Origin of the sequence: Massilia sp. BHUDP2 (assembly GCF_046236355.1) — a bacterium.
Lineage (GTDB): Bacteria > Pseudomonadota > Gammaproteobacteria > Burkholderiales > Burkholderiaceae_D > Telluria > Telluria varians.
Genome location: NZ_JBJUVW010000001.1, coordinates 470,855 through 485,263, shown reverse-complemented (window position 1 = coordinate 485,263; position 14,409 = coordinate 470,855). Strand labels below are relative to the sequence as shown.

Here is a 14,409-nt window from a genome sequence, read left to right as displayed (position 1 = left end):
ATGAACGCGCCCGCTCCCACCCATCGCCCGATCCAGCAACTCCCTGACCAGCTTATCTCCCAGATCGCCGCCGGCGAAGTGGTCGAGCGGCCATCTGCCGTGGTCAAGGAGCTGCTGGAAAACGCCCTCGACGCGGGCGCGACCCAGATCACCGTGCGCCTGGAAGAAGGCGGCGTCAAGCGCATCGCCATCACCGACAACGGGCGCGGCATCGAGCCGGACCAGCTGCCGCTGGCCCTGGCGCGCCACGCCACCTCGAAAATCGCCTCGCTGCACGACCTCGAGCACGTCGGCACGCTGGGCTTCCGCGGCGAGGCGCTGGCCTCGATCGCCTCGGTGGCCGCGTTGCGCATCACCTCGCGCACGCCGAACGCCGCCCACGCCTACGAAATCGTCGGCTCGCACGAGGGCACGGTGGCCCCATCTTCCGGCGCCTTCGGCACCACCATCGACGTGCAGGACCTGTACTTCAACACCCCGGCGCGCCGCAAGTTCCTGAAGTCCGAGCAGACCGAATACGGCCACTGCGCCGAGGTCGTGCGCCGCATCGCGCTGTCGCGTCCGGACGTCTCGTTCAGCCTGACGCACAACGGCCGCACCATCGACCACTGGAACGTGAGCGAAGCGGCCAAGCGCAGCGGCCAGATCCTCGGCAACGACTTCGCCGAGGCGCGCCTGGCGCTGGACGAATCCGCCGGTCCGCTGCGCCTGCACGGCTACGTCGGCCTGCCGACCGCGTCGAAAGCGCGCGCCGACGGCCAGTTCTTCTACGTGAACGGGCGTTTCGTGCGCGACAAGCTGCTGGTGCACGCGGTGCGCGCGGCCTACCAGGACGTGCTGCACGGCGACCGCTTCCCCTGCTACGTGCTGTCGCTCGACCTCGACCCGGCCCTGGTCGACGTCAACGTCCACCCGTCGAAGATCGAAGTGCGCTTCCGCGACAGCCGCGCGGTGCACCAGTTCGTGTTCCACGCGGTGCAGCGCACCCTGGCCCAGACCTCGGCCACCGCCCACGGCAGCGCGCCGGCGCCGATTTCCGCCGCCGAAGTCAAACCTACCGGCACCCCGGTGTGGGCGCCGCGCCCGCACGAGCAGACCTCCTTCGGTGCGCAGCTGGCGCCGACTTTCTCGCCCTCGCCCTTCGCGCCGGGCAGCCGCTGGGACGATCCGCGCCCGCAGCCGTCGAGCGGCGGCGTGGCGCAGCGTACCGAAGCCTATGGCGCCCTGTTCGCCACGGGCGGAGCGGCCAAGGCCGAGGCGCCGGTCGGCGTGCCGATATCAAGCTCCGAGCGCCCGCTGTCGAACGAGGATTTCCCGCTCGGCTTCGCCCTGGCCCAGCTGCACGGCATCTACATCCTGGCCCAGAACACCAAGGGCCTGGTGCTGGTCGACATGCACGCGGCCCATGAACGCATCCTGTACGAGCAGATCAAGAATGCGCTGGACGCGCGCGCCGAGGGCGAAGAACTGCAGGTGCAGCAGCTCCTGATCCCGGTGACCTTCTACGCCGACGCCATCGAGGTGGCGACCGCCCAGGACCACGGCGAGACCCTGAAGACGCTCGGCTTCGACATCGCCGCGCTATCGCCCACCACGTTGGCGGTGCGCACCGTGCCGACCCTCTTGAAGAACGCCGACGCCCAGACGCTGGCGCGCGACGTGCTGCGCGACGTGCGCGAATTCGGCGGCTCGCGCGTGCTGATCGAGCGCCGCAACGAACTGCTCGGCACCCTCGCCTGCCACACGGCGGTGCGCGCCAACCGCATCCTCTCGATCCAAGAGATGAACGCGCTGCTGCGCCAGATGGAAATCACCGAGCGCTCCGACCAGTGCAACCACGGCCGCCCGACCTGGGTCCAGCTCGAAATCTCGGCACTCGACAAACTCTTCCTGCGCGGCCAGTAATCGATATGAGCAACAAGAAACCGATGGCCGTGGCCATCATGGGCCCGACCGCGTCCGGCAAGACCGCGGCCGCGCTGGCGATCGCCAGGACCCGTCCCGTCGAGATCATCTCGGTCGACTCGGCCCTGGTCTACCGCGGCATGGACATCGGCACCGCCAAGCCTAGCCCCGAGGAGCTGGCGGCGGTGCCGCACCACCTGATCGACATCATCGACCCGCTGGAAGCCTATTCGGTGATGCAGTTCCGCGAGGACGCGATCCGCCTGGTGGGCGAGATCAGCGCGCGCGGCGCCCTGCCCCTGCTGGTGGGCGGCACCATGATGTACTTTAAAGGCCTGACCGACAGCCTGGACGAGCTGCCGACCGCCGATCCTGCGCTGCGCGCCCAGCTCGACGCGGAAGCGGCCAGCATCGGCTGGCCCGGCATGCATGCCAGGCTGCGCACGCTCGACCCGGTGACCGCCGAGCGCCTGAAGCCCAACGACGCGCAGCGCATCAACCGCGCGCTGGAGATCATCGCCCTGACCGGCAAGCCGATGTCCGAACTGCTGGGCAAGCGCGAGAAGCCCGAGCTGCCGTTTGAATTGATCTCGTTCGCGCTGGAGCCGTCGGACCGCGCCGTGCTGCACCAGCGCATCGCCCAGCGCTTCGACGCCATGCTGGGCGAGCGCGACGACGAAGGGCTGGTGGCGGAAGTGGCGCGCCTGCGTGCGCGCGGCGACCTGACGCCTGCCCTACCGTCGATCCGCTGCGTCGGCTACCGCCAGACCTGGGACTACCTCGACGGCAAGATCGACCGTGCGGAGCTGCGCGAACTGGGCATCATCGCCACGCGCCAGCTGGCCAAGCGCCAGATCACCTGGCTGCGCGCGATGCCGGAGCGGATCGTGATAGACTGCTTAGGTAACGACCCGACAGGCGAGCTGATGCACAAGCTGAGTCAGTTGAAAAAATGACATTGGCGCGAGATTTTTGCGTCGCAGATCGGCGTCCAGCCTTGACAGGCGGCGCGCCGGCATCGATAATGCCTGCCGTTGCGGTGATATAGCTCAGCTGGTTAGAGCACAGCACTCATAATGCTGGGGTCGGTGGTTCAAGTCCACCTATCACCACCACAGAATTCCAAACGGATGGCCTGACTCGCGCAGTCGGGCCATTTTGTTTTACCCGCTTTCGGTGATATAGCTCAGCTGGTTAGAGCACAGCACTCATAATGCTGGGGTCGGTGGTTCAAGTCCACCTATCACCACCACGACGGCAGCCCGCGTTCTTTCCCGAGAACGTGGGCTTTTGTTTTTCAGCGTAGCGCGAATCGACCATCGAGGCCGAACGCCACCATCTTCGGATGGCCGGTGACATAGGCCCATACCTCTTCTCGCGTCTTGAGCGGCGCATGCCCATACACCTTGTCCAGGGCCTCCAGCGTGACGACGACGAGCTGGTTCTTGCAGTAGGTCTGGATCGCGGACGAGGCGAGATAGCGTTCACGCTGCAGCTGCCCTAGCAGCCATAGAACGGGGCGCCACCAGTCGTAGGCGAAGTCGCAATGCTTGATCACGGTGGCCGACGATTCGCGCTGGGCCAGCATCGCGAAAAAATTCAGCATGTTGTCGAGCATGAGGCGATCCGCCCGGTCCGCGTGGACGATATCCTCATCGGCTTTGTCGCGCTTGGCCTCGTCCAGTTCGCGCAAAATGGGCAAGCTGCTGCCAGGGAGCGCAAGCTGCTCGACCACGAAAAGGCGGCTGGCCAGAAACTCCGCATAGTCCCGGCTCTTGACCGCCGCCAGGAGGCAGCGGAACGAACTGTCCTTCACGTGCTGGAAATCGAGGCTCGTAAACGTCTGAAACAGCTCGAAGATCGAGCGCTCCACCTCTTCGCGCCGCGCAATGCGCGATTCCTCGGCCTGGAACAGCAGTGTGACCACCACGCCGCCAAAGGCCAATGCAGTGAACAATACGTTCAGGCCGTTGTACACCTTTTCAAGCGGATCCTGAAAGGTCCCTTGGGGCAAGTGTTTCGCGATGGGGTAGGCAGTCAGCCAGACCAGCACGATCAGCAGCATGATGGTGAAAGCCAGGTACCCGGGGCGGGAAAGTCTCATGATCCATCCTTGTTATGTTAATTGGAATGATCATAGGCATATTTCCTGGTGCTTTCCATGCGTAAAAAATGAAAAGGCCAGCGCATGGCTGGCCTCCGGTCATCGCATGATGGTCAGTGCTTCTTGCCGCCACCCGAAATCTTGTTCTCGGTGGCCCAGGCGCGCCGCTCGGCTTCCTTCTTGCCTACGCCCTTCTTCTCGTAGCCTTCCTCGATGTGCTTGACCTGGCGTTTCTGCTTGTCCGTGTAGGACGATTTATCACCTTGAGGCATGATGATTCTCCTTTCCATGGTGGGATGGTCCACACCCCTCAGGCTACGCTCCTGCCCGCCCTTGTAACGTTCGGTATCTCACGCAAAAGAAGCTTCTACTCAGCAGTAAAGGACTCGTCCAGCGCATAGTCGCCGCGCGCCAGGCCCGCCAATACGGCGCCGGCCTGCTGCAGGTAGTCCGAGGGCACCAGGATGCGCACCCCGCCCAGCGCTGGCGCCAGCAGCAGATCGGTCTGCATCAGGTGGGCGTCCGCCAGCACGGCCGGGATGCCGGCCGCGACCAGGCAGCCCTGGGCCAGCGTCGCTTCCATCGGTACCAGGTACCTGGCGATGATGAACAGGTCGCGGCCGGGAATCTGGACGACCTCCGGGTTGGCGGCCAGCCAGGCGTTCAGTGCGAGTTGTTCCATGCGCCCCTCTCTTTTACCGTTCGGTCAAAACAGCGCCGGCGCCTGTGACAGCAGGTACAGGGTGACGCCGATCAGGCCACCGACGATGGTGCCGTTGATGCGAATGTACTGCAAGTCCTTGCCGATGTTGAGTTCGATTTGCTCGGACATCTCGCGATCGTCCCACTGTTTCACCGTATCGGCGATGTGGCGCGTCAGGAAGCCCGCGAACTCGGGGGCGACGCCGCGCGCGGCCGATTCCAGGTTGTCGCTCAGGGAGGCGCGCAGCTGCGGGTCTTCGGCCAGCACCTTGCCGACCCAGGCGCCGGTCGCCACCAGGCGCCGGCGCAGGCTCGAATCCTCGCTCTGCAGGTCCTGCTTGACCCAGCCCTTCAAGTCGCCCCACAGGGTGGCGAGGTAGCCGTTGAGCGTCTCGTCGCCCAGCAGGTAGGCCTTGATCTCGTCCGCCTTGCCGGCGAAGGACGGGTCGGCCTTCAGGCGCTCGATGAACTCCTGGGTAAACCTGTCGAAACGCTCGCGCAAAGGATGATGTGGGTCGGCTGCGACCTTGTTCAGGATGCCAGAGGCGAGCCGCACGGCCAGGCCGGCGCCCTTGCGTCCGATCAGCTCGGACGGCAGCATGCTTTCGATGAAGGCATAGTCTTCCTTGAGCCAGTCGACGATGCCCTGCGAGATCGTGGCCTGGGTGTCGGCGTTGTCGAGCAGGCGCGCCAGCTGGGTGATGCCTTCGTTGAGCAGTTCCTGGTGGCGCCCGTCGCGCGTCAGGCTCTCGAGGATGGTGCCGGCCGACTTCGACAGGTCGACGCTGTTCACCATGGCGTGCACCGCGCGCCGGATGAAGCCCTGCACCGCGCTGTCCTCGATGAAGTCGAGCAGCCAGATGCCCACGCGTACCAGGTGCTGGCCCAGCAGCTCGGTATTGGCGGGCTTGACCAGCCAGTCGGCCACCTTCTGCACCGGGTCGTGGCGCTGGATCAGCCTGACGATCGATTCGGTGTCGAGGAATTTCTCGTGCACGAAGCGCCCCAGGTTATCGGCGATGCGCTCCTTGTTCTTCGGGATGATCTCGGTGTGGCGCGAGACGATCGGGATCGGCACGCGTTTGAACAGGGCCACCACCGCGAACCAGTCGGCCAGCGCGCCGACCATGGCGGCTTCGGAAAAGGCGCGCAGCAGGCCGGTCCACCAGTTCTGGGGCAGGAATAGGGTCAGCACGAACAGCAAGGCCGCGCCTGCAAAAAATGCGAGCGCGAGCATTTTGGATCGCCGCAGTTCGGCTTCTTTCGTCATAGGCTCCGGGGTCATGCGTCCACCCCATGCATGCTATATGACTTCGCCGTTCCTCAGCGCTTCGATTGCCTGTCGAGTAAAACCCCAGTCGGCCAGGATCGCCTCGCTGTCCGCCCCCGGGCTGCTCGGTGCGCCCGGGGTGGCGGTTGCCGTGCGGCTGAAGCGCGGCGCCGGCGCCGGCTGGGTAACGCCATCGATCTCGACAAACGTGCGGCGTGCTGCGTTGTGCGGGTGGCGCGGCGCCTCGATCAGGTCGAGCACGGGCGCGAAGCACACCTCGGTGCCCTCCAGCAGGCGACACCATTCGTCGCGCGTCTTCGTGAGGAACAGCGCCGCGAAACGCTCCCGCAGCTCGGGCCAGTGCGCCTTGTTCCAGCGCCTGGTGAACAGCGGATCGACCTGGCCGGTGAGTTTCAACAGGGTGGCGAAGAACTGCGGCTCGATGGCGCCGATCGAAATGAACTTGCCGTCGGCGCAGGCATAGGTGTCGTAGAACGGGGCGCCGCCGTCGAGCAGGTTGCCTTCGCGCTGGCCGCTCCAGCTGCCTGCGCTGCGCAGGCCGTACATCATGGCGCCGAGCAGCGCCGCGCCGTCGGTCATGGCGGCATCCACCACCTGGCCCTGCCCCGACTTGCGCGCCTCCAGCACCGCGCAGACGACGCCGAAGGCCAGCATCATGCCGCCCCCGCCGAAGTCGCCCACCAGGTTCAGCGGCGGCGGCGGCGGGCTGTCGGCCCGCCCGGTCGAGTACAGCATGCCGGACAGGGCGACGTAATTGATGTCGTGCCCCGCCGCCTGCGCCAGCGGCCCGGACTGGCCCCAGCCGGTGACCCGGCCATACACCAGCTTCGGGTTGCGCTCCAGGCAGTTGTCCGGGCCCAGCCCGAGGCGCTCCATCACACCCGGCCGGAAGCCTTCCAGCAGCACGTCGGCCCGTTCGATCAGCTTCATCGCCGCGCAGCGCCCGGCCGCATTCTTCAGGTCGAGCGCGAGCGAGCGGCGCCCGCGCGCCATCACGTCGTGGCGCGTGCCCAGCACCGGGTAGGGCGTGTCCGCGCCGGGACTGGCCCCGGCCTTCCTGTCGATGCGGATCACCTCCGCACCCATGTCCGCCAGCATCATCGCGGCGAACGGGCAGGGGCCGATGCCGACCATCTCGACCACCCGTACTCCTGCCAATGGTCCTGCCATTTTCAGCCTCCTCAGAGCGAACGGGCGATGATTTCCTTCATGATCTCGTTGGCGCCGCCATAGATGCGCTGGACCCTGGCGTCCACGTACATCTGGGCGATCGGGTATTCCAGCATGTAGCCGTAGCCGCCGAACAGCTGCAGGCACTGGTCCACCACCTTGCACTGCAGGTCCGAGATCCAGTATTTCGCCATCGAAGCGCGCACGGTGTCCATGCGCCCGGCCAGCATGTCCTCGATGCAGCGGTCGATGAAGATGCGCGCGACGGTCGCCTCGGTCTTGACCTCGGCCAGCACGAAGCGGGTGTTCTGCATCTCGATCAGGGCCTGGCCGAAGGCCTTGCGCTCGCGCGTGTGCTCGACCGTGAGCTGCAGGGCGCGCTCGATGGCGGCCACGCCGCACACCCCGAGGATGGTGCGCTCGTAGGGCAGCTCGGTCATGAGCTGGGCGAAGCCCCTGCCCTCCTCGCCTCCCAGCACGTTCGCCAAGGGGACGTGGGCCTCGTCGAAGAACAGCTCGCAGGTGTCCTGGCCTTTCTGCCCCACCTTCTCCAGGATGCGGCCGACCCGGAAGCCCGCTTTGTGGCGGCCTTCCCCCGGGTTGTCCTTCGTTTCCAGCAGCAGGAGCGAGACGCCCTTGGCGCCGGCTGCCGGATCGGTCTTGGCCACCACCAGGATCAGGTCGGCCATGTAGCCGTTCGAGATGAAGGTCTTGGAGCCGCTCACGCGGTAGCCATCGGGGCCGCGCACGGCCGTGGTCCGGATGCCTTTCAGGTCCGAGCCGGCGCCCGGCTCGCTCATGGCGATCGCCGCGATCATCTCGCCGCTGGCCAGGCGCGGCAGGTATGTCCGTTTCTGCTCCTCCGTGCCCTGGTTCAGCAGGTAGTGCGCGACGATGGCGTGGACGTGGATGCCGAAGGCCGTATCGCCGCCATAGGACAGCTCTTCGAACACCACCGCCATGTGGGCGAAGCTGCCGCCGGCGCCGCCGTATTCTTCCGGGATGTCGGCCAGCAGCAGGCCCATCTCGCCGGCCTTGCGCCACAGCTCGCGGTCGACGTGCTGCTGCTCCCGCCATTTCTGCTGGTGCGGCGTGATCTCACCTAGCACGAAGCGGCGCACGGCATCGCGAAACGCGTGCAGTTCCTCGTTCATCCAGGGGGACGTGATCTCCATGCGCGTCCCCTCAGCCGTTGCGGTACATGGTGACGACGCAGGCGCCGCCCAGGCCCAGGTTGTGCTGCAGCGCCACGCGCGCGCCCTCGACCTGGCGCGCCTGTGCGCTGCCGCGCAGCTGGTGGGTCAGCTCGTAGCACTGGGCCAGGCCGGTCGCGCCCAGCGGGTGTCCTTTCGAGAGCAGGCCGCCGGAGGGGTTGGTGACGACCCGCCCGCCATAGGTGTTGTCGCCCTCGCGGATGAACTTGTCGGCGCCGCCTTCCGGGCACAGGCCCAGGGCTTCGTAGGTGATCAGTTCGTTGTGCGCGAAGCAGTCGTGCAGCTCTACCACATCGAGGTCTTCCGGACCCAGGCCGGACTGCTCGTAGACGTTTTGCGCGGCGGCGCGGCTCATGTCGTAGCCGACCAGGCGCATCATGTCGCCGACCGCGAAGGTGTTGGGGCGGTCGGTGGTCATGGCCTGCGCGGCGATGTGGACATCGTGGCGCAGGCCGTGGCGCAGCGCGAACTCGCCCGACACCAGCAGCGCCGCCGCGGCGCCGCAGGTCGGCGGGCAGGCCATCAGGCGCGTCATCACGCCCGGCCAGATCGCGGGGGCGTCCAGCACGTCCTGGGCGGTGACTTCCTTGCGCAGCAGCGCCAGCGGATTGTTCACGGCGTGGCGGCTGGCCTTGGCGCGGATGCGGGCGAAGGCTTCCAGAGGAGTGCCGTACTTGTCCATGTGCGCCAGGCCCGCGCCGCCGAAGTAGCGCAGCGCCAGCGGGATTTCCGGCTTGCCGACCAGGCGGTCGGTGACCTCGTCGAAGGCGTCGAAAGGCGTCGGGCGGTCGGTGAAGACCGAGCCGAGGGCGCCGGGGCTCATCTGCTCGAAGCCGAGCACCAGCACGCACTCGGCGGCGCCGCTGGCGATCGCCTGGCGTCCGAGGAACAGCGCGGTCGAGCCGGTCGAGCAGTTGTTGTTGACGTTGACGATGGGGATGCCGCTCATGCCGACCGCGTACAGGGCCTTCTGGCCACTGGTCGAGTCGCCATAGACGTAGCCCGCATAGGCCTGCTCCACCTGGTCGTACACGACGCCGGCATCCTCCAGCGCGGCGCGCGCAGCCTGCGCGCCCATCTCGTGGTAGGGGCTGCTCGCACCCGGCTTGGCGAAGGGGATCATTCCAACTCCGCTCACGTATACCTTCCTCATCCCATCTCCATATTCTTGATTAGGTCGAGCGACCTACTGTTGATCAATTATAGGTCAGTCGTACCATTAACGGTATGCCTCTGCGATAATCGTGCGATGCCTCCCATTTCCGACGATTCGATCGATAACGCCTTGCGCAACAAGGCCTCCACCACGACCGAAAAGGGCTTCGGGCGCGCGGTCGAGATCCTGCTGGTGGCGCGCCGCCTGCTGGCCGCCGAGGGCTATGCCGGACTGACGATGCGGCGCGTGGCCCAGGACGCCGGCATGAGCCTGTCGAACCTCCAGCATTACTACGGCAGCAAGGAGCAGCTGCTCGAAGCCCTGCTCCTGACCACGATGGACGAGTTCCAGGCCAAGATGGACCGGATCGCGGTGGCGATGGCCGGCCGGCCGCAGGTGGAGCGCTTCCTCACCACGGTCGACATGTTCCTCGACGAGATCACCGAGCCCACCATGCATGCGATCTTCTTCGAGATCTGGGCGCTGGCTTCGCGCCATCCCTTCGCGTCCAGCCTGATGGGCAAGATGATAGGGCGCGAGCGCAAGGCGGTGTATGGCCTGATCCAGGGTCTGAACCCGGCCATCACCGAGGAGCAGTACATGGAACGCGCGGTGCTGGTCGTGGCCCAGATCCAGGGGCTGATGCTGTTCCGGCTGGACCGCGTGGGGCGTCCGGAGCAGTACGCCGCGGTGCGCGCATCCCTGCACAAAGTGCTGCTATCGCTTGCAAGCGTGCCGTGATTTGCTGCCAACTGGCGCAAACTCGGCCTTAAAAAATACCGATGAGCGACCCTCCGTCGCGTATACTGGAAGGCTTGTCAACCTGCCACGGAGGCCGCACGGATGCACCATGAACTCAGTCTGATCACCACCATTGCAGCCGCGCTGGGCTTCGGCCTTCTGTTCGGCATGCTCGCCATACGCCTGAAACTGCCTGCACTGGTCGGCTACCTCGCCGCCGGCGTCCTGATCGGCCCCGCCACACCGGGCTTCGTCGCCGACGTGCAGCTGGCTTCCCAATTGGCGGAGATCGGGGTGATGCTGCTGATGTTCGGCGTGGGCCTGCACTTCTCGTTGGGCGACCTGCTCGACGTGAAGAAGATCGCCCTGCCCGGCGCGCTGCTGCAGATCGGTGTGGCCACGGCGATGGGCATCGGCCTGAGCTACTTCTGGGGCTGGGGCCTGGGTGCGGGACTGGTGTTCGGCCTGGCGCTGTCGGTGGCCAGTACCGTGGTGCTGCTGCGCGCGCTCGAGGCGCGCGGCGTGCTCGATTCCATGAACGGCCGCATCGCGGTGGGCTGGCTGGTGGTCGAAGACCTGGTGATGGTGCTGGTGCTGGTGATGCTGCCGGCCCTGGCCGGTCCGCTCGGCGGCAAGGGCGACGCCGGCGCCGAGCTGTGGCCGGCGCTGGGCAAGACCCTGCTGCAGGTCGGCGCCTTCGTCGCCTTCATGCTGGTGGTCGGCCGCAAGGTCTTCCCGTGGTTCCTGTGGCGGGTCGCCAAGACCAACTCGCGCGAGCTGTTCACGCTGTCCGTGATCGCCGCGGCGGTCGGCATCGCCTTCGCCTCCTCGGCGCTGTTCGGCGTGTCGTTCGCGCTGGGCGCCTTCTTCGCAGGCATGGTGCTGCGCGAGTCCGAGCTGAGCCACCGCGCGGCGGAAGAATCGCTGCCGCTGCGCGACGCCTTCTCGGTGCTGTTCTTCGTCTCGGTCGGCATGCTGTTCGACCCGATGGTGCTGGTGCAGTATCCGCTGGAGGTGCTGGCGACCGTGGCGATCATCCTGTTCGGCAAATCGATCGCCGCCTTCGTGCTGGTGCTGGCGCTGCGCTATCCGATCAACACCGCCGTCACGGTATCGGCCAGCCTGGCGCAGATCGGCGAATTCTCCTTCATCCTGGCGGCGCTGGGCATGCAGCTCGAACTGCTCCCCAGCCTGGGCCAGAACCTGATCCTGGCCGGCGCCATCATCTCGATCGCCGTCAACCCGCTGATGTTCAGCCTGGCCGCGCCGCTGGAGAAGTGGCTGCAATCCAAGCCGGAGCTGGCCCGCAAGCTGGAGCGTCCGGCCGATCCGCTGGCCGAGCTGCCGATGGAGACCGAGCGCGAGAAGCTGAGCGGCCAGGTGGTGCTGGTGGGCTTCGGCCGCGTCGGTCGCCGCATCGCCGACGACCTGGTGGCGCGCGGCGTGCACTTCGTGGTGGCGGAGCAGAACCGCGAGGTCGTCGAGCAGTTGCGCGGGCGCGGCATCCCGGCGGTGGCCGGCAATGCCGCCGAGCCGGCGGTGCTGATCCAGGCCCACATCACGCATGCGGCCCTCCTGGTGATTGCGACGCCCGATACCTTCCACGTGCGCCGGATGGTGGAGATCGCGCGCATGCTCAACCCCTCGGTCAAGGTGGTGGTGCGCTCGCATAACGAGGGCGAGGCGGCGCTGCTGCGCGAGGAAACCGGCGGCAAGGTGTTCGTCGGCGAGCAGGAGCTGGCGGCCAGCATGACGCGGCACGTGATGGAGACGCTCAAGCAGAGCGAGGCGGTGCATTAAGGATGGGCAGGCGGAGCGTTCGAAGCCACAAGCATCAATACATCGCCACCTTCAATCAACGTCATCCCGGCGCAGGCCGGGATCCAATTTCCTTCGCAGTCCACTACTGCTTGCGTGCACTGGCCAATGTGACGCAAGGAACTTGGGCCCCGGCCTTCGCCGGGGCGACGGTCTTTAGGCTGGTGGTTTCAACAAGGTCGCTACCGGATCTCAGCCATAAAAAAACCCGCCGGGCTTGCGCACGGCGGGTCGAAGAACAGCAAGGAAAAATCGTTAAGACTTAGGCTGCGACCACCTCTTCGACGCACAGCTTGAGGTTCGCATGGCGGCCGTGCAGCTGCGAGTGAATCAGCTCGCTGCGCTCTTCCAGCAGCGCGAACACCGCATCTTTTGAGAGCACATACTCTTCCATCAGGGTGTCCTTGAGCGACTCGATCACCAGCTTGTAGTCGCGGATCGCGTTCAGGGTGTAGCTGTAGAGCTCGTCGGCCTTTTCTTCCACCAGGCGCAGCGTGTGCTCGCCGCCCATGTCCTTCTGCAGCTGCGAATAGTCCAGCTTCGAGCGCGAGTACATCGACAGGCGGCCGACCATCAGGTTCAGCATCTTGGTGATCTTCTCGATGTCGTTCTGGCTGCCCACCGAGATGCCGCGCGGACCGTAGAACAGCTCTTCCGCCGCCACGCCGCCGTACAGGCCGATCACGTCGCGCTCCAGCTCTTCCAGGGTGCGCAGCGACATGTCCTGGCCCGACTGCAGCACGTAGCCCAGCGCGCCGATCTTCGACACCGCTTCGGTGCTGATCTTCAGCAGGTGCGACTTTTCCTTCACTTCGGCCAGGCTCATGCCGGCGCGCAGGTAGGGGTCGATCTGCATGAAGAAGTGACCCAGTTCGTGCAGGGCGATGCGCTCGCGCTGCTTGGTCTTCTCGGCCGTGGTCGCGCGGTCGGTCAAGCCGATGGTGGCGCGCTCGTAGGCACGGAACAGCAGGTTGGTGTTGATGATGGTCTTTTCCTGGATCGACAGCATCGAAGCACGCTCGACCACGGTTTCCAGCAGCGCCGGGCTCAGGTTCTGGGTGATTTCCGCCACCTGGTCCAGGTTGGTGTCGGTCCAGTCGACCAGGCCGTCCTTCTTGCGCGCCAGGAAGCTGCGCAGGAGTTCCTTGCGCTCGCCCTTGTTCGGCAGGCGGAAGTTGATCTTGACCGAGAAGCGGCGCAGCATCGCTTCGTCCATCTCGGTGTTCGAGTCGTCGAAGTTCGAGGCGACCACCCAGATCACGCCCTGGCCCTTGTCGCTCTTCACGCCGTCCAGCAGGCCCAGCAGGGTGTTGGCGGTGTCGTCTTCCCACTTCTTTTCGCTGCGGCCGCGCGGCATGAACAGGGTCTGGGCCTCATCCAGGAAGATGATGCACTTGCCCTTGGCGCAGGCCTTCTTGTACAGCGCGTTCAGCGCCTTCGAACCGCCTCCCACGTAGCCCGACTCCAGCGCCGAACCCGAGGCCGAGATCAGCGGCAGGTCCAGGCGCTTGGCCAGGTAGCCGACCAGCTTGGTCTTGCCGGTGCCGGCCGGACCGGTCAGCATCACGTTGAAGGGCTTGTCGATGTTGTGCGACTGGTATTCGTCGCGGTTGCGGATCATGTCTTCCAGGTGCAGGACTTCCTGCTTGATGTCGTCCATGCCGATCAGGTCGTCCATGCTGCCCTTGAGCTTGTCCGGGGTGATGACCGAGGCGCTCATGCCCATGCCCGGCACGCCGAACTTGAGCAGGTACAGCACCAGCAGCAGCACACCGATGGTCAGGCCATAGTTCTTCAGGAAGGTGCCGGCAGTGTCGAGGGCGGTGGCGCCGTCGTCCATCACCGCCTTGTGGCTGGCCAGATAGTCGTCCTTGGCGATCGAGTACGGGATCGCGTTCTTCAGCAGCACCTCGCGCTCGAGCGACAGGTGCGAGGTGCTCGGCACCTTGACCACGTGGATCGCATCGGCGTCCTTGAACTTGTAGACGTAGCGCGGCGACTCCGACAGCGGCTTGGCGATCAGGAGGTATTCCAGGCGGCCCTTGTGCGCGGCCAGTTCGGTGATCTCGGCAATATTTTGCGACTGCACCACCGGATTCGGATCCTGCGGCACGGTCGATTTCCAGATTGCCACTGCCGCAATCACACCGAGCAGCACTGCCAGCGAAATGCGGACGTACACGCTCTTGAATGCGTTCTTGAAAGCAACCTGAAGTTGGGCGAAATTCGGCATCGTTTGATCTTTAAGCAAAGTTGTCGGACAGCGGTGCTTCTGGGGTGCCGTGCCGGCGTTGGTCTCTCGCGGGAT

General features: G+C 65.7%; 12 protein-coding genes and 2 tRNA genes. 6 read left to right on the top strand and 8 right to left on the bottom strand.

Features of this window, described 5'->3' with window-relative positions:
- The 4 genes from mutL (at position 1) to ACK6C6_RS02125 (ending at position 3,157) form a co-directional block, all read left to right on the top strand.
- On the top strand, positions 1-1,905 hold the full coding sequence (gene mutL, locus ACK6C6_RS02140) for a DNA mismatch repair endonuclease MutL (protein ID WP_409265638.1): 1,905 nt from the start codon (positions 1-3) through the stop codon (positions 1,903-1,905).
- A gap of 5 nt (positions 1,906-1,910) precedes the next feature.
- The gene (gene miaA / locus ACK6C6_RS02135) at positions 1,911-2,861 is read left to right on the top strand and encodes a tRNA (adenosine(37)-N6)-dimethylallyltransferase MiaA (protein WP_409265636.1); all 951 of its coding nucleotides are present in this window, start codon (positions 1,911-1,913) and stop codon (positions 2,859-2,861) included.
- 82 nt (positions 2,862-2,943) lie between these two features.
- Positions 2,944-3,020: transfer RNA gene (locus tag ACK6C6_RS02130), tRNA-Met, on the top strand.
- A gap of 60 nt (positions 3,021-3,080) precedes the next feature.
- Positions 3,081-3,157: transfer RNA gene (locus ACK6C6_RS02125), tRNA-Met, on the top strand.
- 45 nt (positions 3,158-3,202) lie between these two features.
- On the opposite strand, the gene ACK6C6_RS02120 is transcribed toward ACK6C6_RS02125, so the two are convergent.
- The 7 genes from ACK6C6_RS02120 to ACK6C6_RS02090 all read right to left on the bottom strand — a co-directional run bounded on the left by ACK6C6_RS02120 (position 3,203) and on the right by ACK6C6_RS02090 (position 9,539).
- On the bottom strand, positions 3,203-4,009 hold the full coding sequence (locus ACK6C6_RS02120) for a hypothetical protein (protein ID WP_209587468.1): 807 nt from the start codon (positions 4,007-4,009) through the stop codon (positions 3,203-3,205).
- Positions 4,010-4,122: 113 nt separating this feature from the next.
- Positions 4,123-4,281 (bottom strand): hypothetical protein, encoded by a 159-nt coding sequence (locus tag ACK6C6_RS02115; protein WP_036215215.1) that lies wholly within the window; start codon positions 4,279-4,281, stop codon positions 4,123-4,125.
- A 95-nt stretch (positions 4,282-4,376) separates the two neighbouring features.
- Positions 4,377-4,691 (bottom strand): putative signal transducing protein, encoded by a 315-nt coding sequence (locus ACK6C6_RS02110; protein WP_209587467.1) that lies wholly within the window; start codon positions 4,689-4,691, stop codon positions 4,377-4,379.
- 24 nt (positions 4,692-4,715) lie between these two features.
- Positions 4,716-5,981, bottom strand: a complete 1,266-nt coding sequence (locus tag ACK6C6_RS02105) for a DUF445 domain-containing protein (protein WP_409267294.1) — start codon at positions 5,979-5,981, stop codon at positions 4,716-4,718.
- A 33-nt stretch (positions 5,982-6,014) separates the two neighbouring features.
- A complete protein-coding gene (locus ACK6C6_RS02100; protein WP_409265635.1) occupies positions 6,015-7,172 on the bottom strand; it encodes a CaiB/BaiF CoA transferase family protein in 1,158 nt (385 codons plus the stop codon).
- Between the two features lie 11 nt (positions 7,173-7,183).
- A complete protein-coding gene (locus ACK6C6_RS02095; protein ID WP_409265634.1) occupies positions 7,184-8,347 on the bottom strand; it encodes an acyl-CoA dehydrogenase family protein in 1,164 nt (387 codons plus the stop codon).
- Positions 8,348-8,357: 10 nt separating this feature from the next.
- Positions 8,358-9,539, bottom strand: coding sequence for a lipid-transfer protein (locus tag ACK6C6_RS02090; protein ID WP_409265633.1), 1,182 nt, complete (start codon positions 9,537-9,539; stop codon positions 8,358-8,360).
- Between the two features lie 96 nt (positions 9,540-9,635).
- Here ACK6C6_RS02090 and ACK6C6_RS02085 point away from each other — a divergent pair, with 96 nt between their 5' ends.
- Positions 9,636-10,283: a TetR/AcrR family transcriptional regulator gene (locus ACK6C6_RS02085; protein ID WP_409265632.1), complete on the top strand. Its 648-nt coding sequence runs from the start codon at positions 9,636-9,638 to the stop codon at positions 10,281-10,283.
- Between the two features lie 102 nt (positions 10,284-10,385).
- Positions 10,386-12,083 carry a YbaL family putative K(+) efflux transporter gene (gene ybaL / locus ACK6C6_RS02080; RefSeq protein ID WP_409265631.1) on the top strand — a complete coding sequence of 566 codons (1,698 nt, stop codon included), beginning with the start codon at positions 10,386-10,388 and terminating at the stop codon, positions 12,081-12,083.
- 280 nt (positions 12,084-12,363) lie between these two features.
- On the opposite strand, the gene ACK6C6_RS02075 is transcribed toward ybaL, so the two are convergent.
- Complete coding sequence (locus tag ACK6C6_RS02075) at positions 12,364-14,334, bottom strand: AAA family ATPase (RefSeq protein ID WP_409265630.1); 1,971 nt, start codon at positions 14,332-14,334, stop codon at positions 12,364-12,366.
- Positions 14,335-14,409 lie beyond the last annotated feature (75 nt).